The 24,832-nt window shown below is 40.3% G+C and carries 22 protein-coding genes; 9 read left to right on the top strand and 13 right to left on the bottom strand.

Annotation, left to right across the window (positions count from 1 at the left end):
- Positions 1-4: 4 nt before the first annotated feature.
- Positions 5-1,528 carry a TolC family protein gene (locus WA338_RS09715; protein ID WP_336093224.1) on the top strand — a complete coding sequence of 508 codons (1,524 nt, stop codon included), beginning with the start codon at positions 5-7 and terminating at the stop codon, positions 1,526-1,528.
- A gap of 57 nt (positions 1,529-1,585) precedes the next feature.
- Here WA338_RS09715 and WA338_RS09710 read toward each other — a convergent pair whose 3' ends face one another.
- Positions 1,586-2,281 carry an NUDIX hydrolase gene (locus WA338_RS09710; RefSeq protein WP_225598897.1) on the bottom strand — a complete coding sequence of 232 codons (696 nt, stop codon included), beginning with the start codon at positions 2,279-2,281 and terminating at the stop codon, positions 1,586-1,588.
- Between the two features lie 137 nt (positions 2,282-2,418).
- On the opposite strand from WA338_RS09710, the gene WA338_RS09705 reads away from it, so the two are divergent.
- From WA338_RS09705 to WA338_RS09685, 5 genes are all read left to right on the top strand, one after another.
- Complete coding sequence (locus WA338_RS09705) at positions 2,419-3,909, top strand: xylulokinase (protein ID WP_336093223.1); 1,491 nt, start codon at positions 2,419-2,421, stop codon at positions 3,907-3,909.
- Positions 3,909-5,219: a xylose isomerase gene (gene xylA, locus WA338_RS09700; protein ID WP_336093222.1), complete on the top strand. Its 1,311-nt coding sequence runs from the start codon at positions 3,909-3,911 to the stop codon at positions 5,217-5,219. The genes WA338_RS09705 and xylA overlap by 1 nt, the downstream gene beginning before the upstream one ends.
- 175 nt (positions 5,220-5,394) lie before the next feature.
- Positions 5,395-5,772, top strand: a complete 378-nt coding sequence (locus WA338_RS09695; RefSeq protein ID WP_009779640.1) for a PH domain-containing protein — start codon at positions 5,395-5,397, stop codon at positions 5,770-5,772.
- Between the two features lie 165 nt (positions 5,773-5,937).
- Positions 5,938-6,156, top strand: coding sequence for a hypothetical protein (locus WA338_RS09690; protein WP_225598900.1), 219 nt, complete (start codon positions 5,938-5,940; stop codon positions 6,154-6,156).
- 231 nt (positions 6,157-6,387) lie between these two features.
- Positions 6,388-6,846 (top strand): GNAT family N-acetyltransferase, encoded by a 459-nt coding sequence (locus WA338_RS09685; RefSeq protein ID WP_225598901.1) that lies wholly within the window; start codon positions 6,388-6,390, stop codon positions 6,844-6,846.
- Here WA338_RS09685 and WA338_RS09680 read toward each other — a convergent pair.
- The 12 genes from WA338_RS09680 to WA338_RS09625 all read right to left on the bottom strand — a co-directional run bounded on the left by WA338_RS09680 (position 6,843) and on the right by WA338_RS09625 (position 22,368).
- The gene (locus WA338_RS09680; RefSeq protein ID WP_336093221.1) at positions 6,843-7,733 is read right to left on the bottom strand and encodes a transglutaminase family protein; all 891 of its coding nucleotides are present in this window, start codon (positions 7,731-7,733) and stop codon (positions 6,843-6,845) included. The two genes, WA338_RS09685 and WA338_RS09680, sit on opposite strands and share 4 nt — an antisense overlap.
- Positions 7,733-10,297, bottom strand: coding sequence for a circularly permuted type 2 ATP-grasp protein (locus WA338_RS09675; RefSeq protein WP_336093220.1), 2,565 nt, complete (start codon positions 10,295-10,297; stop codon positions 7,733-7,735). Before WA338_RS09675 ends, WA338_RS09680 begins: the two co-directional genes overlap by 1 nt.
- An 18-nt stretch (positions 10,298-10,315) precedes the next feature.
- A complete protein-coding gene (locus WA338_RS09670; protein WP_009779635.1) occupies positions 10,316-13,672 on the bottom strand; it encodes a transglutaminase family protein in 3,357 nt (1,118 codons plus the stop codon).
- Positions 13,673-13,903: 231 nt separating this feature from the next.
- A complete protein-coding gene (locus WA338_RS09665; protein WP_009779634.1) occupies positions 13,904-14,923 on the bottom strand; it encodes a threonine aldolase family protein in 1,020 nt (339 codons plus the stop codon).
- 21 nt (positions 14,924-14,944) lie between these two features.
- Positions 14,945-15,754 carry an SDR family oxidoreductase gene (locus WA338_RS09660; protein ID WP_336093218.1) on the bottom strand — a complete coding sequence of 270 codons (810 nt, stop codon included), beginning with the start codon at positions 15,752-15,754 and terminating at the stop codon, positions 14,945-14,947.
- Positions 15,748-16,815 carry a type III polyketide synthase gene (locus WA338_RS09655; RefSeq protein WP_336093217.1) on the bottom strand — a complete coding sequence of 356 codons (1,068 nt, stop codon included), beginning with the start codon at positions 16,813-16,815 and terminating at the stop codon, positions 15,748-15,750. Before WA338_RS09655 ends, WA338_RS09660 begins: the two co-directional genes overlap by 7 nt.
- Positions 16,791-17,492 carry a methyltransferase domain-containing protein gene (locus WA338_RS09650; protein WP_009779631.1) on the bottom strand — a complete coding sequence of 234 codons (702 nt, stop codon included), beginning with the start codon at positions 17,490-17,492 and terminating at the stop codon, positions 16,791-16,793. Before WA338_RS09650 ends, WA338_RS09655 begins: the two co-directional genes overlap by 25 nt.
- Entirely contained in the window at positions 17,489-18,613 is a 1,125-nt protein-coding gene (locus tag WA338_RS09645) for an NAD(P)/FAD-dependent oxidoreductase (protein ID WP_336093216.1), read from the bottom strand. Before WA338_RS09645 ends, WA338_RS09650 begins: the two co-directional genes overlap by 4 nt.
- A 156-nt stretch (positions 18,614-18,769) precedes the next feature.
- On the bottom strand, positions 18,770-19,471 hold the full coding sequence (locus WA338_RS09640; protein ID WP_040532624.1) for an OmpA family protein: 702 nt from the start codon (positions 19,469-19,471) through the stop codon (positions 18,770-18,772).
- Positions 19,472-19,551: 80 nt separating this feature from the next.
- The gene (locus tag WA338_RS09635) at positions 19,552-20,037 is read right to left on the bottom strand and encodes a lipocalin family protein (protein WP_272987603.1); all 486 of its coding nucleotides are present in this window, start codon (positions 20,035-20,037) and stop codon (positions 19,552-19,554) included.
- A gap of 26 nt (positions 20,038-20,063) precedes the next feature.
- Complete coding sequence (locus tag WA338_RS09630) at positions 20,064-20,222, bottom strand: DUF1328 domain-containing protein (protein ID WP_072984756.1); 159 nt, start codon at positions 20,220-20,222, stop codon at positions 20,064-20,066.
- A 145-nt stretch (positions 20,223-20,367) separates the two neighbouring features.
- Positions 20,368-22,368, bottom strand: coding sequence for an alpha-ketoacid dehydrogenase subunit alpha/beta (locus WA338_RS09625; RefSeq protein WP_272987601.1), 2,001 nt, complete (start codon positions 22,366-22,368; stop codon positions 20,368-20,370).
- A 221-nt stretch (positions 22,369-22,589) separates the two neighbouring features.
- Here WA338_RS09625 and WA338_RS09620 point away from each other — a divergent pair, with 221 nt between their 5' ends.
- The 3 genes from WA338_RS09620 to WA338_RS09610 are packed head-to-tail and all read left to right on the top strand — an operon-like array spanning position 22,590 to position 24,831.
- Entirely contained in the window at positions 22,590-23,540 is a 951-nt protein-coding gene (locus tag WA338_RS09620; protein WP_272987600.1) for an isopenicillin N synthase family dioxygenase, read from the top strand.
- A gap of 5 nt (positions 23,541-23,545) precedes the next feature.
- Positions 23,546-23,878, top strand: coding sequence for a translation initiation factor (locus tag WA338_RS09615; RefSeq protein WP_336093215.1), 333 nt, complete (start codon positions 23,546-23,548; stop codon positions 23,876-23,878).
- Positions 23,879-23,895: 17 nt separating this feature from the next.
- Complete coding sequence (locus WA338_RS09610) at positions 23,896-24,831, top strand: DUF1835 domain-containing protein (protein ID WP_272987597.1); 936 nt, start codon at positions 23,896-23,898, stop codon at positions 24,829-24,831.
- Position 24,832: the final 1 nt, after the last annotated feature.

Genomic DNA, 24,832 nt, shown 5'->3' with positions numbered 1-24,832 from the left:
TTCTATGAAAACGATTAATATAAACCCCATAAAAAGAAAACCGAATATAAACCGATATCTCGGCGCAAGCTTGATATTGCTGATACTTTTAATACTCGGCAGTTGTAAGGTGGGGCAAAAATATGAGCGCCCTCAATTTGATGATGTTTCTGAAGAATTCTATGTGAAAGATTCTGTCCTGAACGATTCATTAGCCGAAGCGGCAATCAGTCGAGACAGCTTGATGATGTCGCATATTCCGTGGAGAGAATTTATTGAAGACAGCACGTTGATTGCGCTTATAGACACAGCTCTTGTGAATAATATCGATTTGCAAAAAGCGATGCGCAATATGGATATTGGAATGGAATATCTATCCCAATCTAAGGCCAACTTTTTACCTTCGGTCAATGCGACTCCGGCAGGTTTTAGAAGAGAGTATTACTCAGAGAATTATAACAATTACGGTTCTAACCGTGCGAGACGCAATCACGGAGAAAATGTACCGGGAAGTTTATATACAGAACGCTTAGAGTACACCACTGCATTGCAAGCCGATTGGGAGCTGGATATCTGGGGAAAATTGAGATGGCAAAAGGAAGCAGCGCGTGCCGACTTTATGAAGTCTCAAGAGTTTAAAAAAGTTGTACAAACCGAATTGATCGCAGAAGTTGCTTCGACCTATTATAATTTAATAATGTTGAAGTCTCAGGTTGAAGTAGCACAGAAAAACTATGCGCTTAATGATAGTACGTACAATATAGTAAAACTGCAATACGATGCAGGCGAAACCACTTCCCTGGCGCTTCAGCAAACCAAATCACAGCAGTTAAAAGCGCAGTCTCTTATTCCGCAATTAGAACGCGCGTACACGGTACAAGAAAATAAATTAAACCAACTTTTAGGAAGATCACCGCGTCCCATCGAGCTTAATGCAGATCTTGATGCTATACAATTTCAGAAAAAATACAAGACCGGTGTTCCGCTAGAATTGATTAAAAATCGTCCAGATGTGGCGATGGCAGAATATGAACTCATCGCTCAAAACGCACGTACCGGTGTTGCCGAAGCTTTAAAATATCCTTCGCTGTCCATCGGTGCAGGATTGGGATTGAATTCGTTTCAGTTAGAGAATTTCTTTGATCCCGTAAGTTCAGCTTTTGCATTGCTTAACGGTTCTATCTTTCAGCCTATTTTTAATAATAGAAAGCTTAAAACCAATTATCGCGTGGCGCTTTCAGAACGTGAGATCGCACAATTGGAGTTTAAGGATAACCTGATCGGTGCGGTAGAAGATGTTTCTAATTCGCTAACCCGAATCAACAAACTCACCGAAGAATATAAAATCGCACAAGAGCGTATTGAAGTTACGCAAAAAGGACTTAAAGATGCCGCGCTCCTGTTTAAAGGTGGATTCGCAAACTACCTAGAGGTGATCACGGCTCAAAGCGACGCTTTAGAAAGTGAACTGAATGAAATCAATACCAAAAAGCAAATTCTAATTGCAAACATTGAGCTCTACCGCAGTCTTGGTGGTGGATGGCAATAAAAATAAATGCTTATAAAAATTAAAGCCGTAATTAAATAATTGCGGCTTTTTTTAGGTTTAAAATTCAAAATTGAATCCCTTTTCTATCAACTTTTGATAGGTATCCGGGTTGAATTTATACAGTTTTGCTGCACGATGCGATACATCTTTTTGCTTTTCGTCAAGTGCAGTGAGTAAATTCATTCTTAAAATTTTTCTTCTAAAGTTGGGTTTATCCATCTCGTAGCCTAAAATTTCTTCATACAAATGCATCAACTGAAGCAGTGTGAATTTTTCAGGCAAAAGGTTAAAACCTATAGGTTCCTGTTTAATTCGGCGACGTAACCTGCGCAATCCGACTCCCAGAATATGCAAGTGATCATAAATAAGCGTCTCCACTTCAGAAACCTTAAACCAGCCCACTTCTGACGCGGTTGCTCCAGGCTTTAAACCCGTCCAATCTTCTTTTTTGATCAAGGCATAATACCCAACTGTGATCACTCGCGACAAAGGAAAACGATCGGGTTCACTAAAGGCACGCAGCTGTTCTAGATAAACATCTTTTATCCCGGTAAGCTCCAACAGCAACCTATTTGCAGCAGCGTCTGTGCTTTCATCGGTAAAGATCCATCCTCCCGGAAGGCCCCATTTATCCTTGCTTATTCCGTCGGCGTGCTTGACCAAAAGCACTTCTAAGTTTCCTTGATTAAAACCAAAAATCACGCAATCAATGGTTAAACTATCGAGTATGGTCGCTTCATTTTGTTTTGTCATAATTCTGGTTCTCAATCGCTAAAGACGAGATAATTTTAATGGGTATTGTGATAATTATATTTTTATATGTATACTTGTAGTCATAAAAACTATAAGTTATCCATTGGACTAAAATAAGAGATTTAATTTAAACGCTTATGTATTTTTTAGGAATCGATCTGGGCAGTTCATCAATCAAGCTAGCCGTTCTTGATGCCAATACCGGCAAATCGGTAGCCAGTTCTTCGGTTCCTGATCAAGAGATGCGCATTGATGCACCTCAAAGTGGCTGGGCAGAACAGCATCCCGAAAAATGGTGGGAGTACACGTGTAACGGTATCAAAAAACTAGGCGATCAAGGTATCGATCTTAAACAGATCAAAGCCATTGGTATTTCTTATCAAATGCACGGCCTCGTGCTCACCGATAAAGATTTAAATGTGCTGCGCCCGTCTATTATCTGGTGTGATAGTCGTGCTGCTTCTATAGGTGAAAAATACTATCAGGAAAAAGGAGCAAGCTTTTTTCAAGACCGGGTTTTACAAAGTCCGGGGAATTTTACCGCTTCCAAGTTGAAATGGGTTCAAGAAAACGAACCTCAACTTTTTGATCAAATTGCACATATGATGTTGCCCGGAGATTATCTGGCAGCTAAATTTTCTGGAGTAGCACAAACCAGTAAATCTGGCCTTTCTGAAGCTGCACTCTGGGACTTTAAAAAGAATGCTTTAGCCGAAGAAGTACTCGAGGCTTTAGACCTTCCGCATGCGGTAATTCCGGAGATCGTTGCTAATTTTAGTCATCAAGCGACTATTGCTCCTAAAATCGCTGAGACTTTAGGACTTTCAAAAAATGTAGAAATCACTTACAGAGCTGGAGATCAGCCCAACAATGCCCTTGCGCTTAACGTCAACAAACCCGGAGAAATCGCTACTACTGCAGGAACTTCGGCAGTGATCTATTCGGTGACCGATCAAGATGCTTTTGATGCAGAAAACCGTATCAATACCTTTTTGCACGTAAACAACACGGAAGCTCAAAAACGCAACGGTGTTTTATTATGCATTAATGGTTCTGGGATCTTGTACCAATGGTTGCGTAAAATACTTTCCACCGGAAAAGATGAGTTGTTGTCTTACGATTTCCTTAATGCTCAAGCAGCGCAAGCTGGTCCGGGTAGTGCCGGACTTAACTTTTATCCTTTTGGCAATGGAGTGGAACGTATTTTTAATAACAAGAAATCCTTCAGCGGATTGCAGAATTTAGATTTCAACAGGCACGGGGCCACCCATATGGTTCGTGCGGCTTGTGAAGGTATTGTTTATGCAATGAATTATGGCTTTGAGGTGATGCAGCAAATTGGTGCCGGTGGTACTTCAGTAAAAGCGACAAAAGCCAATTTATTTTTAAGTCCGGTATTTAGAGAGATTTTTGTGAATACTACGCAGACTTCCTTAGAACTGTATGAAACCAATGGTGCTGAAGGTGCTGCTCGCGGTGCTGCCTATGGCTACGGATTTTATAAAAGTCTGGATGAAGCTGCACAAGGACTAGAATTGTTAAGCGCTCAAGAACCTCAATCAGCATTGAAAGAACACTACACTAATTTATATCAAACCTGGAAAAAGAATATTCAAATACTAGATTAATGAGCACCTATTTTAAAAACATAGACCCGATCAAATTTGAGGGAAAAGAAAGCGATAATCCACTTGCTTTTAAATACTACGATGAAAATAAAGTAGTCGCAGGAAAAACACTTAAAGAGCATATGCGCTTTGCGATGGCTTATTGGCATACGCTCAACAATAAAGGCGGAGATCCGTTTGGTGCTCCTACCGAAACTTTTGCCTGGGATGCCAATCCTGATCCTGTGGCTCGTGCTAAGGATAAAATGGATGCTGCTTTTGAATTTATGACCAAGCTGGGCTTGCCGTATTATTGTTTTCACGATGTAGATCTTGTAGATGAAACGCCTGATCTCGCCGAATTTGAAAAACGCATTGCTGCGGTTGTTGACTATGCAAAAACAAAGCAGCAAGAAAGCGGTATTAAACTGCTTTGGGGAACATCAAACCTCTTTAGTAATCCGCGTTATATGAATGGCGCAGCAACCAATCCCAATTTTGACGTGGTGGCTTATGCCGGCGCTCAATTGAAAATAGCTATAGACGCTACACTTGAATTGGGTGGTGAGAACTACGTGTTCTGGGGTGGTCGTGAAGGCTATATGAGTCTTTTGAATACCGATATGAAACGCGAGCAAGATCACCTGGCACAATTTCTTACCATGGCTAGAGATTATGCCCGCAAACAAGGTTTTAAAGGAAATTTCCTTATCGAGCCAAAACCTATGGAACCAACCAAGCATCAATATGATTTTGATGCTGCAACAAGTCTTGGCTTCATCAACAAATATGGTTTGCAAGATGACTTTAAACTGAATATTGAAGTGAATCATGCAACGCTGGCAAGTCATACGTTTGAGCACGAATTACAAGTTGCTGTAGATGCAGGCATGTTAGGAAGTATCGATGCCAATCGCGGAGATTATCAAAATGGATGGGATACAGACCAGTTCCCAATAGATGTTTTTGAAGTTACACAAGCCATGCTAGTCATTCTTGAAGGCGGTGGTATTCAAGGCGGCGGAATAAATTTTGATGCCAAAGTTCGTCGCAATTCGATTGACCTTGAAGATAAATTTATAGCACACATCGCAGGGATGGACACCTTTGCACGTGGCCTGATCGCTGCAGATCATCTATTGCAAAACACATCATATAGCACCTTACGTAAAGAACGGTACGCGTCTTTTGATGGCGGAAATGGTGCCAAGTTTGAAAATGGTACTTTAAGCCTTGAGCAACTTAGTGAAATAGGAAGAAAAACCGGTGAGCCTACCCCATTGAGCGGAAGACAAGAACTTTACGAGCAGTTAGTGGCTAACGCCTTCTAATTATTGTTTCATAATAATCTTCAAAAAGCTCCCTCTTGGGGGCTTTTTTTATGCGTAAATACTTGTTACTAGTATAAACTAAGTAAGCTTTATTAAATGCTTGTTAAACAAGCTATTCTCTAGGAGATTGCAGATTGCCTTTCTTATACTCTTGATAACATAATTTAAACCAGCTATGAGTATCATTGATAGAATATTAGGGAATGCCAGCGAAATGTCTTTAGAAGACCTTACCAAGAAATATGATCGCTTGCTCACAGAAAGAGAACATATTGAAGTTGGATTTCAGCTGCTTAGAGACGTCTTCATTTTTACTTCTAAACGGCTAATCCTTGTAGATAAACAAGGACTTACAGGAAGAAAAACCGAATATAAAAGTTTGCCTTACAAGAATATTTCTCGCTTTTCTTTAGAAACCGCCGGAACTTTTGATTTAGATGCTGAATTGAAAATCTGGATCTCTAGCGAAAATGTTCCTAGCGTAAGTAAGAAGTTTAATAAGCAAATTGATGTCTATGCTATACAGCGCTACTTAGCAGGAAAAATCCTTTAGTGTAAAATAAACACATACATTTTCAAATTCCCTAAACCGGTTTAGTTAAAAAATTTAACACTAAAATATTGTTAATCAGTAGATTTTGAGCTTTTGTTTAGTAATTCCTACAAATTCTTGTTGTAATTTTAAAAGCCCAAGTCTGATCTAAACCACAACAATCTCATGAAAGCTACACTCCAAATCGCAAATCAAAACTTTAAAGGTTCACAAGAAGTCATCAACAGATGTCTCAATAGGATTATGGAAGTACGTGTTTTGGAGATCAATCTCAAAAAACAGATCATTGCGGTTGACTACGCAAAACCAAGCGTTTATGAGCGCATCAAAAATGAACTCAACAGTTTGGGTTTGGCCGTTGGCGAGCTCGAACCTCTAAAGTAAACTCCCCCGAAGTGTCAAAGCTTTTGGCGGTGTCAATATATTTTTAGTATAAAAAAGTCTGTCTTACAAGGCAGACTTTTTTTTTTGCAGTATCGTTTGTAACGTAGATTCTAGGCAGTTCGACAGCTTTAGTTAAAAAATCTTTAACAAATACTTCCTCCAAAAGTTTTAAAAAGTACAAGAGAAGTGTATCTTTCAAGTTCAACTACCAACCAAACACATTTACGAAATATGCTAAATCTTGTACGTACCGACTCAAAAAATGCTGATTTCTTAAAAATGGTAAAAGAACTTGATCAAACTCTCAAAGTTACAGACGGAGATGATCACGCATTTTACAATCAATTTAATGCATTAGACCGAATAAAAAATGTCATTGTCGCTTATGACAGTGGAATTCCTGTAGCTTGTGGTTCCTTTAGAGAATACGGTCCTAAAAGCGTAGAGATCAAAAGAATGTACACCAAACCTTTGTACCGCAAACGCGGCTATGCCAGTGCTATTCTTGAAGCATTAGAAAACTGGGCAAGTGAAATAGGTTACACAAAGTGTGTACTTGAAACCGGAATTTTTCAACCCCCGGCAATTGCACTTTACAAAAAACGGGAATACGATGTTATTCCTAATTATGGGCAATACAGCGGCGTAGGCGGCAGTATGTGTTTCCTAAAATATCTTGCTGCCGTTTAAACCACGCGTGCTATATCAACTTCGACTGAAAGTTGGCTTTTTCCACTACCATAAACCACTCCTTTTAAAGGAGGAACATCATAATAATCTCTTCCCCAACCTACGACCAGATGTTGGTCGCCGGGGATTTGATTATTGGTAGGATCAAAATCTACCCAGCCAAAACCCGGGATAAAAATAGAGAACCAGGCGTGAGATGCGTCGGCTCCTATTAATTTTTCCTGGCCCGGAGGTGGTAAGGTTTCTATGTATCCACTGATGTAACGTGCGGGAAGCCCTATAGATCGAATACACGCAATAGCGATTTGCGCAAAATCCTGACAAACACCCTTGCGTTCTTCCATCACTTCATGTATTGGCGTAGAAACACTGGTAAACCCTGAAACAAAATCAAAATCGGTATAAATACGCTGCATCAATTCTTCGGCAGCTTCAAAAACCGAACGATTGGGTTTAAAACTTTCGCGAGCATATTTTTCAACCGCTTCACCGGTTTTATTGATAAAAATAGAATCTAAGACAAACTGCTTTGCCTCTAGTATTTCAATTTCAGTTTTTAAAAGATTTTCTTTGGCTTGATCTAGCGTAACACGTGTACATTTATCTGACCTAAAGTCTGTTTTAAACTGCTCATACTCCCTGCGCAATTTGCTGGTTGTCGTCACTTTCAACTGCCTATGTTCTTTCTGAATAGAAAAACGAGTGATGTAATTTCCGAAGAAATCCACGCGCTCAGAGACTTCATCGGCTTCGGGTGCAATCGTCATATTGTACTCTAGCAACTCCTGCCCTAGTGAGCGTCGCGGTTTTAAAACGGCGATATTATGACAATAGCTCACGGGAGCATCATAATCGTACTTTGTGGTATGCGTTACCGAATATAGCATTAGAGCGGAAAGTTTTGATCAACCAATTGACTCTGCTTATACGTATGGTTGAAATAGGTGTTTGAAATTGATTGTGAGGCTGAAAATAATAAGTCACTTAGGCTTTCTAAAAGCATGTCAAGATGCTCTCGTATGTTGCCTTGATCGTCTTGTGTTTGTGCGAGTGCTTCAGAGCTTGCCAAACGTAATTTTGAAAACGCTTCAAAAACTTTTTTCTCATAATCCATAAGGGCGTCTGACTTTTGAGAATGTGGCAAACGAGCTATATCTTTTTGTAATCTTCCCAGCTGAAAAGCCAATGATCTCGGGTATTTCAAATCCATAAGCAACAAGCTGATCACTGGTTCTACGCGTATGTAAGATCTATAGCTGTAACGATAAATATTTAAACTTTCATGACTGCTCAATAACGACTCAAGCACTTCATATTCAGTTTGCCCAGACTGCTTGATCACCAAAAGTGAGCGACATTTGGTTATTGTAAGCATACTTTGCTCTAACTGAAGACCAATAAAATAAAGCAATAATCCCTGGTCTACCATAATGCTTTCTTCAATAAGTCCCATAAAAGCAATCAAACGCGTAATCAATTGATTAAGGGTTTTGATCATTTTATTGACGGTGATCTGCTTTTCATTTTCCAGATTGCGCCACAATTTTTGAATATTTTCAAAAACCCGCCACATATCACTACTCCACAAATTCCTTATGGAATAATAGGAATTGCTGAACATCATCATTGAGTTAGCTAGACTTCCTATTTTATTTCGGTCAAGAACTACCGCCATCATTTCTTTCAGCGGATTGTCCATCGCGTAGGTGCCGTTCTTACTTTTCTCCATAAAGCCGGGATAGGTACCGGTCATTTGGGTAACAGCCTTATAGAGGATATTCATTTTAACCGAGCAGGTTTGTTGATTAGATTCGGCTTCAGGAGCATTCATCTGTTTTAAGACCATTCGTAAAAAACGTGCATTTACTAAAGTGCGTCCCACATAACGACCAGCCCAATATAAATTTTCCGCAGTCAAACTCGGTAGATCATCAAGACCGCTTACCGAAACGGCAGATCTGCGATTCCAACTATAATTTGCCGTCTCTTCACTTTTAAGATCTCCAATGATCCAAAAATCTTTACTGGTTCCCCCACGTTGATTAGAAACCCTTAGTTTTCCACGTTCCGGAGCGACACGCACCAATCCGCCCGGCATCACATTGTAGCCACTTTTTCCTGCAATGGTAAACGTACGAGCGACCATATTACGCGGTTCAAAAGTTCCTTTTGAATAGTTGGGCGCTGTAGAAAAACTGATGCGTTCCTGAGCAACAAAATGATAAGGCTTCTTTAAAATTTCTTTCCGAAGTGCTTCAAGCTCTTCGGTAGACATCTGAGATCCAAAATGTATGTGTTCGCGATTGGTTCGATCAATCGGCTTAATGACGAGGTTTGCTAAATTCTTCAGCACATAGTCTTTCTCTTTCTCCTGACCACACCACCAACTCGCAATTTGAGGCAACTGTAAATCTTCCTTTAAAAAATATTTGCAAATAGCCGGCATAAAAGGAATAAGCCCCGGGTTTTCTAAAACGCCACTTCCTATGGGATTCACCACCGCTACATTCTGTCTACGCACTACATCCAGTAATCCCGCAACACCAAGATGAGAGTCTTCACGTAACTCAAGTGGATCTGTAAAAATATCATCCACTCGTCTCAAAACCACGTGTACTTTCTTCAATCCTTTAAGCGATTTCATAAACAGAAATCCGTCGCGAACGACCAAGTCATTCCCCTGAACCAAAGGATATCCTAGAAATGAAGCTAAATAGGCGTGTTCAAAATAAGTCTCGTTATGCGAGCCCGGAGTAAGAATAACAATGTTGGGATTTTCAACTTTATCGGGAGAAGCCTCAAGCAACAGCTCGTTGAATTCTTTAAAAAATTCTGAAAGTCGCTTGATGTTCATTTCGCCAAAAATATCGGCAAGAACGCGGTTTGCCGTAGAGCGATTTTCAAGAGCATACCCCATTCCTGATGGTGCCTGAGAGCGGTCATTCACCACCCACATTCTGCCATCGGTACCTCGAGCTAAATCTGCGGCATACAGCAATAAATGCTTATCAATTTTATACTGAATTTTATCACATTGCCGTAGGAATCCGCGATGTCCATAGATCACTTCGTGAGGTACAATACCTTCTTTGATCAACTTACGCTCGCCATAAATATCTTTAAGAACAAGATCTAGCAGGTGTGCGCGCTGTTTAAGGCCTTTTTCAATTTTTTGCCACTCGTTCGCTTTAAGGATAAAAGGAACAACATTAAGATTCCAAGGGCGATTAAGCCCGTTGGGATCGTTATACACATTATACGTAACCCCGTTTTCTTCCAGCAGCCAATTGATATCATTTTGACGTTGTGTTAAGCCGTCAATACCTATGCGCTTAAAGTTCTCTAAAAGCTCCTGCCAATCTTCCTTAACGCTGAGATCTGGGGTAAACATCTCGTCGTAGGTATAATCTGTAAAATACTTGGTAAACCAAGCATTAGTAGCCACAGTCATATTCAGGGTTGTAAATAATTATTTCTTTCGCAAATCTAGTAAATGTGGGAATTCTGGATTTACAGGAATTTCTTTAAAATTAAATGTTTTTTCTGAAGAAGTTGATTTTAAAGTTCGGCCTGCAAGCTTGGTATCGGGCTCTTTTTCAGTATAAACCAAATTGCCTTGCGTATGACCAATATCCCAAAAACGATTGATTCTTCTAGATTCTGCTTCTAAGCTGTTTATAGGATATGTCTCATAATTGCGTCCACCCGGGTGTGATACAAAATACGTACAACCTCCAATAGAGCGCTGATTCCACAAATCAACAATATCAAAAACCAATGGTGTATCTACAGGAATTGTAGGGTGCAAAGCAGACCACGGTTGCCAAGCTTTATAACGTACACCGGCAACATATTCTCCTTTGACACCGGTATTGCTTAATTGTACTTTCACGCCGTTGCAGGTCAACACATAGCGCTCATCATTAAAGTTTGAAACTTTGATCTGAACACGTTCTAGAGATGAGTCTACGTAGCGCGAAGTCCCGCCACCGGTCATTTCTTCTCCCAGTACATTCCAAGGTTCTATCGCGGCACGCAATTCTACCTGCATATCTTTGATATCAACTAAACCATACAGAGGAAAACGGAATTCAAAAAACGGATCAAACCAATCTAATTTGAATGGATATCCTGCCGCATTAAGCTGCTCAACAATGTCCTTAATATCTTCTCGCACATAATGCTCCATCAGGAATTTATCGTGCAACTGTGTGCCCCAACGGGTAAGTTTATGTTTGTAAGGTTCATTCCAAAACCAGGAAACCAGTGTGCGCACGAGCAACATTTGCATTAAACTCATTTGTGCGTGTGGTGGCATATCAAACGCGCGTAATTCAAGAATTCCTAATCTTCCGGAAGACGAATCTGGCGAATATAATTTATCGATACAGAACTCTGCGCGATGCGTGTTTCCGGTAATATCAGTAAGTAAATGCCTGAATAATCGATCGGTCAACCAAAACGGTACATCTTCATCCTCCGGAATTTGATTGAATGCGATTTCCAGTTCGTATAAATTTTCCTGACGACCTTCATCAACTCGTGGCGCCTGACTCGTTGAACCGATAAATCCCCCGGAAAATAAATAGGAAAGTCCGGGGTGATGTTGCCAAAACGTAAGCAAGCTGCGCAACAAATCTGGTCGGCGCAACAACGGACTATCAGCCGGAGTGACACCGCCTAAGGTCACGTGGTTTCCACCACCGGTGCCGGTGTGTTTTCCGTCGAGCATAAATTTTTCGGTACCCAAACGGCTCTTTTTAGCCTCTTCATACAACGTGAGCGTATTTTTAGTAAGTTCGTCCCAGTTCTTCGCCGGATGTACATTCACTTCAATAACTCCGGGATCTGGCGTTACCTTCAACACCTCAAGACGATTATCTCGTGGCGGCTCATAACCTTCGATCAATACAGGAACATTGAGCTTTTTTGCTGCAGCTTCCACAGAAGCCATTAAGTCAATAAAAGTTTCGGCATTGTCTAAAGGCGGAAGAAATAAATAAAGTTTTTTATCCCGAACTTCAGCACAAATCGCGGTGCGTGCAAACGGATTCTTTTCTTTCTTATCTGCATTATGATCAACTTTCCCGTTTTTCTTTTTAGGTTTTTCAGCGGCTTTACGTTTTTCTAAAGCTTCACCGTATGGGCCAAAAGGCTTCCGTTTGTCAAAAAGATCAGGATCTGCAATGGGCTGTGTGGGTACATCGGGTTCTTCGATCAACGAATTAAGCGGTAAACGCAAACCTACCGGTGAATTCCCCGGAATGAGAAAAAGATGATTTCTACGGAAACGCCACGGACTCGTAACCCATTTTCCTTGAATATTGGCCAACGGCATCACGTGACCGATTTTCTTATCCAATCCTTGTTCTAAAACTTTATTGAGGCGATTGCGCACAGAAGTCGCTACATCATCGCCTTTTAAGGGATCAACATCTACTGGAAGTCTCCCCTCTTCCCACATAAAATAAAATACATCTTCATAGGCGGGAGTAATGTACTCTAAACGGATCCCAAGATTAAGCGCCAATTCTTGCAGAAAAGTCTTTGTGACTCCTTCCGGCAAATCATATTCCTCATTGAAAGAAGCCATAAGCGACTCGTCTTTCCAGATAGGAATGCCGTCTTTACGCCAATGTAAACCTATAGACCAACGTGGAATAGGCTCGCCGGGATACCATTTTCCTTGTGCGTGGTGAAACATTCCACCCTGACCAAATTTATGCAGCAAGCGTTTAGAAAGTCCTTCAGAAAGTTTTCGCTTTTCAGGACCGTCTGCAGCAGTATTCCACTGGTCTGATTCCATATCATCTATAGAAACGAAAGTCGGCTCCCCTCCCATCGTAAGGCGCACATCGCCTGCTTGCAATTCTTTTTCAACCTCAAACCCTAGCTCATAAATTGCGTTCCATTGTGCTTCTGTATAGGGCTTGGTAACTCGCGGAGATTCGAATATTCGGGTAACCGAATTATCAAATTCAAACTCCGTTTCCGCAGGATCAGAAAAACCAACAACAGGCGCAGCGCTTTCAAAAGAAGGCGTACAGGCTAACGGAATATGTCCTTCCCCAGCCAATAAACCTGAAGTGGAATCCAAACCAATCCAGCCGGCTCCGGGAATATAGACTTCTGCCCAAGCGTGTAAATCGGTGAAATCTTCTTCAGGACCAGATGGACCATCTAGAGATTTTTCATCAGATTTTAACTGCACCAAATAGCCCGAAACAAAGCGTGCTGCCAATCCTAAATGCCGTAAACTTTGTACCAATAACCAGGCAAAATCACGACAAGAACCTAATTTTTTCTCCAGCGTTTCTTCACAAGATTGTACGCCGGGTTCCATACGCACGGTATAATTGAGGTACTCATTGATGTGGCGATTAAGACCGATTAAAAAGTAAATCGTGAGCTGCTCTGAAACATCAATAGTTTTTAAAAACTTCTTGAGTAGCGGGCCGTCGTCTGTTATTTCTAGGTAAGGAAGTAATTCTTTTTTAAGGGAATCTTTATATTTAAACGGAAATTCTTCCACCGAATCTTCTACAAAAAAATCAAACGGATTGATCGTTTTAAGGTCGGCTATAATTTCAACATCAATTGATAGTTCGTCTGTTTTTTCAGGAAAAACCACGCGCGCAAGGTAATTCCCAAAAGGATCTTGCTGCCAGTTGAAAAAATGATTTTCCGGCTTTATTTTGAGCGAATATGCCTCAATAGGCGTTCTACTGTGTGGCGCAGGACGTAGTCTAAAAATGTGTGGCGACAGGGAAATACGTTTGTCATATTTGTATTTCGTCTTATGAGAGATCGCTACTTTTAAGGCCATAAAGAACTGGTTTTATTATGCTTGGCGCTCAACGCGCAAATTGGGTTAACTTCTTACTAAGATAGCATTCACCAAAGTAAATCAAGCGAGAAGCTTAAAAAACTAGTTCAATACAGCCTATTTTTAAAAAATTGATAATTTAAAAGTACTTGAGCCTGATTTCGTCAATCAAAATCCCATATTTATACTGAAAAATAGCAGATTACAAATCTGCCTACTACACTCCCAGTCTTAAGCATTTTTTAAAAATGCCAAAAAATGCTGATGCATTGCTTCGGTATAGTCATAATGCGTAACGATGCGAAGTTTGCCTTTACCCAAAGCACTTATGTGAATATCTTCGGCTTTTAGACGTTCTATAAATTGCAATTCATCTGCATCTGGGCGTAGATTGAAAATCAGAATATTGGTTTCTACCGGCTCCACGTGTGCTACATCAGGATGCTGATTTAAAGCAATCGAAAGTTCTTGAGCGCGCTTGTGATCATCTGCCATACGTTGCCAATGATGCTCAATACCGTAAAGCCCCGCAGCAGCGGCAAAACCTACTTGACGCATACCGCCTCCTAAAACTTTACGTACACGCATCGCCTTATCCATAAACTTTTGTTTACCTACCAAAACAGATCCCATTGGTGCTCCTAAACCTTTAGACAAGCACACCGAAATCGTATCAAAAGCAGCCCCGTAATCTTTAGGAGATTCGTCGGTCACCACAAGTGCATTCCAAAGACGTGCACCGTCAAGATGAAAGCCTAAACCATTATCATCACAAACCTTTCTGATCTTTAGGATTTCTCTAAAGTCATAGCAAGCTCCACCGCCTTTATTCGTGGTATTTTCAAGACAAACAAGAGATGTTAACGGGCTGTGATAAAAATCTGGCGGATTGATATGTTCTTCAACCTGATCTGCTGTGATCATCCCACGATGTCCGTCTATCAGTTTACAAGAAACTCCGCTATTAAACGATACTCCGCCTCCTTCATAATTGTACACGTGCGCATATTTATCTGCGATAAGTTGCTCGCCGGGTTGGGTATGAATTTTTATCGCCGCCTGATTGGTCATTGAACCGGTTGGGAAATACAGCGCCGAGTCCATCCCAAATAATTCGGCAATATGCACTTCTAATTTATTAACGCTGGGATCTTCTTTGTAAACATCATCTCCTACTTCGGCATGCATCATCGCATCTAACATTCCCGGAGTGGGCTTTGTGATCGTATCGCTACGCAAATCTATTTTCATTCTTATATTTTGTTTTCTTAATTATCTTAAATGCTCCCCGCCATCCACAGGAATCACTGCTCCATTGATCCAATTGGCTTCGGGTTTGGTTAGTAAGTACACCACATTAGCAACATCCTCCGGAGTAGTCAATCGCCTTTGCGGATTGCGCTCCAATGCTTGCGCAATGAGCTGATCACTTCCCGGTATTAATTGTAAACTTTCAGTATTGGTTACTCCTGCTTGAATACAATTAGCGGTTATTTTTAATGGTGCCAATTCAAAGGCTAAACTTCGAATTATGGCTTCTAAAGCGGCTTTAGCTGCGGAAACTGCAGCGTAATTGGGTAAAGGTTTTGTGCTTCCCTCGCTGGTAAAGCTTAGGATTTTTCCGTTTTCTTCAAATAATCCAGCGTTTGCAAATGCACTCGCCCAGTCGTATAAACTCACCGCCATCGCTTCGGTTGTAAGTATAAAATCTTTTCCTGAAAGTTTAGCTACGGAAGCGTCCTTTGCATAAATAGGTTTAAGGTTTCCTTTAGCGATGCTATGCAATAACACTTTTACTGAAGCATTCCGCTCGATAAAGAAATTTTTCACCTTATCAATAGTTGCCGGGTTGAGCGCATCGAGATTAAAAGTTCCGATCTCAATTCCTGTTTGGCGCAAGGCTTCAATGGTATGATTAAATTCCTCTAATTTGCTTCTGCGCGTGCGGTGCACGATGCAAAGATGCAAACCTTTAGCCGCGAGTTTTTTTGCCGAAGCAAAACCTAAACCGCTACTTCCACCCAAGATCAACGCCCAGCTGTTAGCCGTGTCTTCGGTATTAAATTCAAAAGCTGTTACCATTGTATTAATATTCGTTGTGCTGAAAAACCGGGACCAAAACTAAGCATCAATCCATAATCTTCGGCAGGAATTTTTCGATTTAAGAAACGTTCTAAAACATACAACACCGTTACACTGCTCATATTGCCATAAAGCCGAAGAACTTCTTTAGTATCGTCTATATTTTTTCCTGAAGCGCCAAACAAGCTTTCAACCGTCTGAACGATCTTCTTTCCTCCGGGGTGAAACACCAGATTATTGACGTCTGAAATACTGATACTATTCTTTGCGAGAAACGGATTAATGATCTGCGGAAAGTGCGCTGCTATAGTTTCCGGAACCGATTTATCAAGGATCATTTTGAGTCCGTTGTTGGTCAAGTTAAATCCCATCATCTGTTCGGTATCGTAAAAATGATACATTTCGGTATCGATGATTTTTGGTCCTAACGTCTGCTCTTCTGAAGAAAGCAAAACGCAGGCCGCGCCGTCGCCAAAAATTGCCGCGCTCACAATATTGGCCATCGAAAAATCATCTAGCTGAAAGGTCGCCGTAGGACTTTCTACCGCAATCACTGCAGCACGTTTACCGGGATTGGCTTTAAGAAAATCATTGGCATACAAGATCCCTGAAATTCCTGCGGCGCAACCCATTTCGGTGACCGGTAATCGGGTAATGTCTTGTCTTAGGTTTAAGCGGTTAATGAGATAGGCGTCAAGCGACGGAATCATTATTCCCGTGCAACTCACGGTGATGATATAATCTAGCGATTGCGCTTCCCAACCTTTTTTTTCAAGCGCAGAGCGCAGAGCATCTTCTCCAAGTTTGATTGCCTCACGTTTGTAAATGTTGTTTTTATGCTCAAAAGAAGTTGCAGTAAACACTTCATCAGGAGCCATAATACTATACCGCTTATCTACCCCGGCATTGCTGAAAATCTTTTTCACTTTACGTTGAAAACGCTCTTCCTGCCCTGCCATCCATTGGGTCACCAACGGAAGAATTTCTTGGGTTTCGCGACTGTATTTTGGGACAGCTTTGGCTACACCTGCGATTGCTACTTTTGATTTTCTAATATCCATAAATATCTGAACGCCCAGCGCCATTTTATATTAAACGACTGTACCCCGAGTTTTGATGTAAAAGATAACAAATCGTTTTTTGTAAAAGCGCGTTCAATAGAAATTAAACCATCGTACCGCGCCATTGCACTTCTCATAAATAGGCTACTATACGCCTGAAACAATCGATATGCGATCTTGCTGCGCTGCAAATCATTGATCACCACTCCTAAGTTTGCCAGTTTTAAAAACTGTGTTAGAAACTTAATAATTTCAGCATCGGTGAAATGATGCATTGTTAAAGTCGAAGTGATTATATCGATCTCCTGATGAGTGTCTTTTAGCTTAAAAACATCCTGAACTTGAAACGACAACTCCGGAAAATCTTTTGAACGCTCTTGTGCTAAAGCAATACTTTTTGGATTGATATCGATTCCTATCAATGTTACAGAAATAGAGCGTTGTCTGGCAAAAATGGCGATACTGCGCAACATTGCTCCGTCACCGCATCCTACATCGAGAATGGTGTAGCTTTTTTGTAAAAACCGATCAAAAAAATAGCGCAAACCCTCTAGCGTCACTTGCTGTCCGCCCAAGTATTTATTGACGCGGGTAACCTCGGCCAATGCAGCTTGCAAAGTAACCTCATCTACGTTGGGGTCATCCATCAACTCCGGAGTAAGCTTTCTATATTTCAAATCTTCAAAGGTTTTCCGTGGGTTGTTTGAATGAGTTTTTGTGTAACTTTTGGAACGTATTTTAAAACCTGTATTCCTGTTGATGTAAGCACATCATTTTGCAATGCGCGCTGCAACAGGTTTCCGGCACGCAAGCGGTTTCTAAACGTTTGCTTCCAGAGTTTATCGTAACGTTGCTCAAGTTCAGTACGCGACCAATCCTGACGCGCACTTCCAGAAATACATTCTGAAGCTAATTTAGCCGAAATCACCGCCATCGCCATCCCATTACCACATAAGGGATGAATGAGTCCGGCGCTGTCGCCACACATCAACATATGATTTTCTACGCTCGGTTTTGATTGAAATGCGATCTGACTGATACTGATAGGTTGGTCAAAAAGTGGTTGAGCGTGTGCAAAGAAGTCATTCAAATTGGGATTCTCACAAAGCACCTGTTGCTGAAACGTTTCAATATTCTTGAAGGGTTTAAAAGCTTCGGTACGGGTTAGATAGCAAACATTTACTTTGCGCTCTTCCACCATTGAAATGCCGCAGTAACCTCCTTTAAAATTATGAAGACTCACTTGATCCGAAGGAATATCTGCTGTATAATGTCCTTTTACGGCTAACCAGTCGTTCTTACTTGCTGTGAACTTTCGGTCTAACTTAAAGTCTATATTAGAACGTTTTCCAAATGCTCCAATCACCAAATCTGCTTCAAAATCCTGATGTTCTTTTGTTGAAATGCTAAAGGTATTTTCAGCAAAATGAATTTCCCTAACCGTCTGAGAGATCAAGGTACAACCTAAACTAAGCGCGTATTCTAAAAGATGGTGATCAAGTTTAAAACGACTGATCCCAAAACCTCCCAACGGCAGTTTAAGGTTGAGCGATTTTCCGTTTACCGCAGACAATTCTAATTGATCGATAGCAACCGCGCCCCATTTAAAAGGATCAATTCCTAAATACTTCCAGTAGGGTAGCATTTCGTTAGAGAGATATTCTCCGCATACTTTGTGTTTAGGGTATTCTCCCTTCTCAAAAAGCATCACCTGAAAACCTTCTTTTCTTAGGTGAATTGCGGCAGTAAGACCTGCAAGTCCTGCTCCGATGATAGCTATGTTTAACGACCTTTTCAAACTTGATCAAATTACTAAATAAACCATCCTTAGTCAAACCTCAAGCTGTTATACTTTTTAGCGGCACCCATAATATGCATAAAAAAACTCCTTACAAATTATGCAAGGAGTTCTCTCAATTAATCATCCTAAAATAGGAGTCTTAAACGTGTTCTATTAATTTTCGCCAGCCTCTTGCTTAGCTTCATTTACCATCTCTTGGTTAGGAACGATCGCTAAAGTTACACGACGGTTTTTAGAACGACCTTCTGCAGTTTCATTGGTATACTTAGGTTGTTCTTCACCATACCACTGCGTTGTAAATCTTCCTGAAGCAATACCTTGGCTTACCAAATAATTGGTCACGGCTTGCGCACGATTTTTAGAAAGCGTCATATTATAATCTGCAGAACCTGTGCTGTCTGTATGACCTACGACCAACACATTGGTTTGTGGATATTCTTGCATCACTCTAGAAAGACCATTTAATGTTTCTTGAGAAGCGCTATTAATATTGTATTTATTTGTAGCGAAATACACACCACTGTTTTCATCAAAGTTTACTACAATACCGTCATCTACACGCTCAACTTCAGCTCCAGGAATTTCTTCCTCAATACGCTGTGCTTGCTTGTCCATCTTTTTACCAATCACATTACCTGCAGCACCACCTACAACACCACCTATTACGGCACCAAGCTCACCACCATCTCCTTTCTTACCTACATTATTACCTATCACGGCACCTAAAATCGCACCTCCGGCAGCACCGATTACAGTACCTTTTTGCTGGTTATTTGCATTTTTTGTCGCCTCACAACCCGTAAGCATCGAGATCGCAATGGCAAACATTGAAACATTTCTAAGTATAGTTTTCATAGTTTGTTTTATTAAAATTGAAATATGCTCTTGAATTTAGTTAAAGAACCAAACTCAAAAGCACATCTATTTGGTTAAAATTATTCTGAAATTTTAGAAAAATTCATCACTATAGTAAAAGGCTTCCCATCGACTTGAACCGTCTGCGTGAAGGTCAATTCATTATCAGAAAGATAATTAATATTTAGTCGAAAACCGGCATTATTCATAGTAGAATTCATCTTCTCATCAGTCGGTTTTAGCAAAATATCATAACTGGTAGCGCTTTCCTGAGCAGGAATACTCCAAACAAAATAGCGTTTTCCTAGAGCACAGCTTCCATCGGTAATTTCATAATTACCAAAATTATTATTAGGTATAAACCTCCACGTGCTTCCTACCATACACTCTGAAGAAGCGTCGCCAAAAAGCGTCACATCATAAACTCCGGGTGCATTGTTATAATTGATATTATCTAAATTCCAATATCCTTTAAGCGTTTTTCTTGACTGTTTTACAACTTGGTTGCTCCCACCGCAAGAAACCATAAACACGCTTAAAAGCAGTACTGTGATAATCCGTTTCATAAATTAAAAATTGATTAAACTTTTATTTATCTAAATAATCTCGAAAGTAAGCTTATCAAGAATAATACGATAAAGATGAAGAAAAGTATTTTAGCAATACTTTCTGCTCCTGATGCGATTCCACCGAACCCAAAGATTGCTGCTACGATCGCGATAATGATAAATATAACTGTCCACTTCAACATAATTGTAAGATTTATTGGTTAGTAATGCTTCAAAAATATTGAGAAGTAGAAATGAAATTTTTAGAATTAATAGTGTTTAACTCAGCGCTGTTAAAATGCGTTAAGGTAAAAAGCGACCAGTTTAGATTTCGATAAAATTTTAACATTAATAAGCCAACAAATCCTGAAGCGCTTGTGCTATTTTCTGTTTTGCCAAGTACTGATTTTCAAGATCCTGAGCAAAAGGAATCGGTGTATCTAAGCTTGAAAGTCTTTTAATTGGTGCGTCGAGATACGTAAAACATTCTTCGGCGATATAGGCTGAAATATCTGCGGTAATACTACCAAAATTCACATCTTCAGTAAGTAATAAAACCTTGCCTGTTTTTTGTACCGAAGTTTTGATCGTCTCATAATCTAACGGGATCAAACTTCGCAAGTCGATAAGTTCTACAGACCAGGTTGTATTCGCATTCAAAACCTCTAGCGCCCAATGCACCGGAGCGCCATAAGTGATGAGGGTAACCTTTGAACCTTCACGTACCACCGAAGCTTTTCCTAAAGGTAAGGTATAATAGGCTGCAGGAATTTCCTCTGTAATGGTTCGATACAAGGCTTTATGTTCAAAAAACAATACCGGGTTTTGATCTTCAATCGCCGCTGCGAGTAAGCCTTTTGCGTCGTAAGGAAAAGCAGGATATACTACTTTGAGACCGGCAGTATGCGTAAACCAAGCTTCATTAGTTTGACTGTGAAACGGTCCTGCTCCTACTCCTGCACCGCACGGCATTCTGATCACCACGTCTGCCGGTTGGCCCCAGCGGTAATAACTTTTGGCCAAATAATTAACAATAGGATTAAAACCACTACTTACAAAATCTGCAAATTGCATTTCAACTATAGCTTTGTATCCATTAATGGCCAAGCCCATTGCAGTTTCAACGATTGCCGACTCACAAATAGGAGTATTTCTAATGCGTTCTGCACCAAATTGCTCCATAAAACCTTCAGTGATTTTAAACACACCGCCATATGCAGCCACATCTTGCCCCATTAAAACGAGATTCTCAAAACGCTCTAAACTTTGACGAAGCCCCAATTGAATGGCATCTATAAACCGAACCTCTTGTGTAGCCTCACCAGGTTTTATTTGGGTAAATTCAACTGGAGCAAAAACATCGTTGAGTTCGGTATGCAGATCAGCATTTACAGCTGGTTCTGCAGCCACCTTTTGCAAAGCTTGTTCAATTTCTTGATGAATCTTATCCTCAATCTCGTGCTTTAAAGCTTCGGTTAACAAGCCTTTTTCTATTAAATACGATTCGAAATTAGTCACAGGATCGCGCAATGCCCAAGTGTCTAATAAAGTTTCCGGCACATATTTAACACCGCTCGCCTCCTCGTGCCCACGCATTCTAAAAGTTTTAAACTCGATCAAAACCGGTCGTGATCGCTCTCTTACTGATTGCGCAATAGTACTGAGCTTTGTATACACATCAAGAATGTTGTTGCCATCTATAATATGGCTTTCCATACCGTAACCTTTGGCCCGATCTGCCAGATGCTCACAGCGGTATTGCTCTGATGTGGGTGTAGAAAGTCCGTAGCCGTTATTTTCAATACAGAATAAAACCGGCAGATCCCAAACCGAAGCCACGTTGAGTGCCTCGTGAAAATCGCCTTCGCTCGTACCTCCTTCTCCAGTAAAAACTGCCGTGATCTTTTTTTCGTGACGTAATTTATGCGCCAGCGCTATCCCATCTGCAACTCCAAGCTGTGGACCCAAGTGCGAAATCATTCCCACAATTTTATAGTCTTGCGTACCAAAATGAAAACTGCGATCGCGTCCTTTAGTAAATCCATTCGCTTTGCCTTGCCACTGACTGAATAGGCGATGCAAAGGCACTTTTCTTGTGGTAAAAACACCCAAATTTCTGTGCATTGGCAAGATGTATTCATCGGTTTCTAAAGCCATAGTTACTCCAACCGCAATGGCTTCCTGACCAATGCCGCTAAACCATTTTGAAATTTTTCCCTGACGCAAAAGAATCAACATCCTTTCTTCAATGCGCCTTGGTCGCAACACTTGCTCATACAGTTTCAATAAAGTCTCGCTGTTCAAATCATAAGACTGTAATGCCCGCTGCAGGTTTTCTTCTATATTCATACTTTAAATTTATACAATGCCTGTGCTTTGAAAAATAATTGTTTTTTGACTGAGGCTTATGTTTCACCTAAACTTCACCTGCTTTTATATATTTCGCCACTAAAATTTAAATTATACATAAATGATAGTGAGCGACTTATATTTTAAGGATTGTTTAAAAATTGGAGCCGTAAATATTTAATATCTTTACATATTGCAAACATTGAATGTACCTCTAAATTATGAATAATATACCCAGCGTTAACCTCGCAGACTTTTTAAGTGAAGACCCGGCAAAGAAGCAAAAATTTGTTGATGAGATTGGTAAAGCTTATGAAGAAATAGGATTTGTTTCCTTAAAAAATCATTTTCTTGATGACGCTTTAGTCGATGCTCTATATAGTGAAGTAAAATCCTTTTTTGACCTTCCCGAAGCAACAAAACAGAAGTATGAAATTGACGGTCTTGGTGGCCAGCGCGGTTATATCTCCTTTGGAAAAGAACACGCTAAAGGCAAAAAAGAAGGGGATCTAAAAGAATTTTGGCATTTTGGTCAAGAACCGGATGCTGATGCTAATTTAATCGAAGAATACCCTGAAAATGTTGAAGTCAAAGAACTAGAAAACTTCAATAAAACCGGGATGGAAGCGTATAAAATGCTTGAAAAAACCGGAATTTATGTATTACGTGCTTTGGCTCTTTATATCGGTTTAGACGAGTTTTATTTTGATAAATGGGCAAGAAATGGCAATAGTATTTTGCGCCCTATACACTATCCTCCCATTACTGAAGAACCTAAAGGCGCTGTTCGTGCCGGAGCACACGGTGACATTAATCTGATCACGCTTTTAATGGGTGCTTCTTCCGGCGGATTACAAGTTTTGAGAAAAGACGGCGAATGGATTGATGCCATCCCCAATGAAGATGAACTGGTGATCAATGTAGGTGATATGCTTGAACGCCATACAAATAATAAATTAAGATCTACGATTCACCGCGTGGCCAATCCTCCAAAGGAGCAATGGGACACCCCGCGTTATTCAATTCCGTTCTTTATGCATCCGCGTAGTGAGATGCCGCTTAACTGCTTAGAAGAATGTATTGATGAATCTCATCCTAAAGCCTATCCTGATATCACTGCAGGAGAATTTTTACACCAACGTCTTGTTGAAATAGGCTTGATAAAAAAATAATTGAAATGGACTTACAAGACCAGCTCAAAAATTTATTTCCAGATCACGAGCCAGAGCCAGAGCAGCACGAAGAAGATGCAAATGACTTAGGAATCTGGATGCAAGAAGACCCGCTTTTATGTAAATATGAAAAGCGTAAAGGAAAACCCATCACCATCATCGAAGGTTATACCGGTGCAGATTCAGATTTTAAAATTCTGTCTAAAGAATTAAAAAAAATGCTGGGTGTGGGCGGAAGCTTTAAAAAAGAAAAAATAATCATTCAAGGAGATTACCGCGATAAGATAATGTCGTTTTTAAAAGATAAAGGTTTTAAAGTTAAACGTGTAGGAGGTTAATTTAGATTTTCAATAGTATGATAAAACACACACTGCATATCACCAATGGTGACAGTCTCACAGACCGGTTAAACACATTAGATTTGGCCGGAGATCTCATCATTTGGCGTGAAATGCTTTGTGAAGGTCCAACTATTGAAGAAGTAGGTTCTCAGGAATTTATTGAAGCGCGTAAAAAATTCTTGAAAGAAACTTATAAAGTTTCCGAAGAAGATTATGAGCAAAAATTTGTGAGTCAGTTAAACAAATTGAACGCAATTAATGATTATGATGAAATAATCCTTTGGTTTGAGTTTGATCTATTTTGCCATATCAATATGCTTGCAGCGATTAGCTATTTGATTCAGCATAAAAATGAAATGCCTATCTATATTGTGTGTAGCGGTTGGGTAAAAGGACAAGCGCAGCTAAAAGGCCTTTCTGAATTGACCGATGAGCAGCTTTTCACACATTATGACAAGAAAATAAAACTCGCACCTGAAGACCTAAAAATTGCTCATCACATCTGGCAATTGTACTGTGATGAAAAACCGGTTGAACTTAAAGCGGAAATCAAAAAGAGTTCAAACTTCAAATATCTTTCTAGTTGCATTAGAGCGCATATAGAACGCTTCCCTAATAAAAATACCGGATTGAACACCCTAGAAACCAATATTCTCAAACTCATAGATCTGCACGATATTCATTCAAAACGACAACTTTGTGGTTTTGTACTCAAGCATCAAGGATATTACGGTTATGGAGACCTGCAAATTGAACGTATGATCAAGGCTTTAAAACCTTTTTTCAGAATGCAAGACGGGCAGCTGGTTCTCAATACCAAAGGGAAAAAAGTACTTGAAGGCGAGACCAATTTTTATGATACGCTTAAAGACGATTTAGCCTACGGCGGAACGCACAAATACGCATTTCTTTACAATCCTGCGAGTCACGAACTTTTAAAATACAGCTAGA

The organism is Leeuwenhoekiella sp. CH_XMU1409-2, assembly GCF_037029365.1.
In the GTDB taxonomy this organism is placed as follows: domain Bacteria; phylum Bacteroidota; class Bacteroidia; order Flavobacteriales; family Flavobacteriaceae; genus Leeuwenhoekiella; species Leeuwenhoekiella blandensis.
Note: the sequence above shows the minus strand (reverse complement) of the source record. Positions and strands in the feature narration are given on the sequence as shown.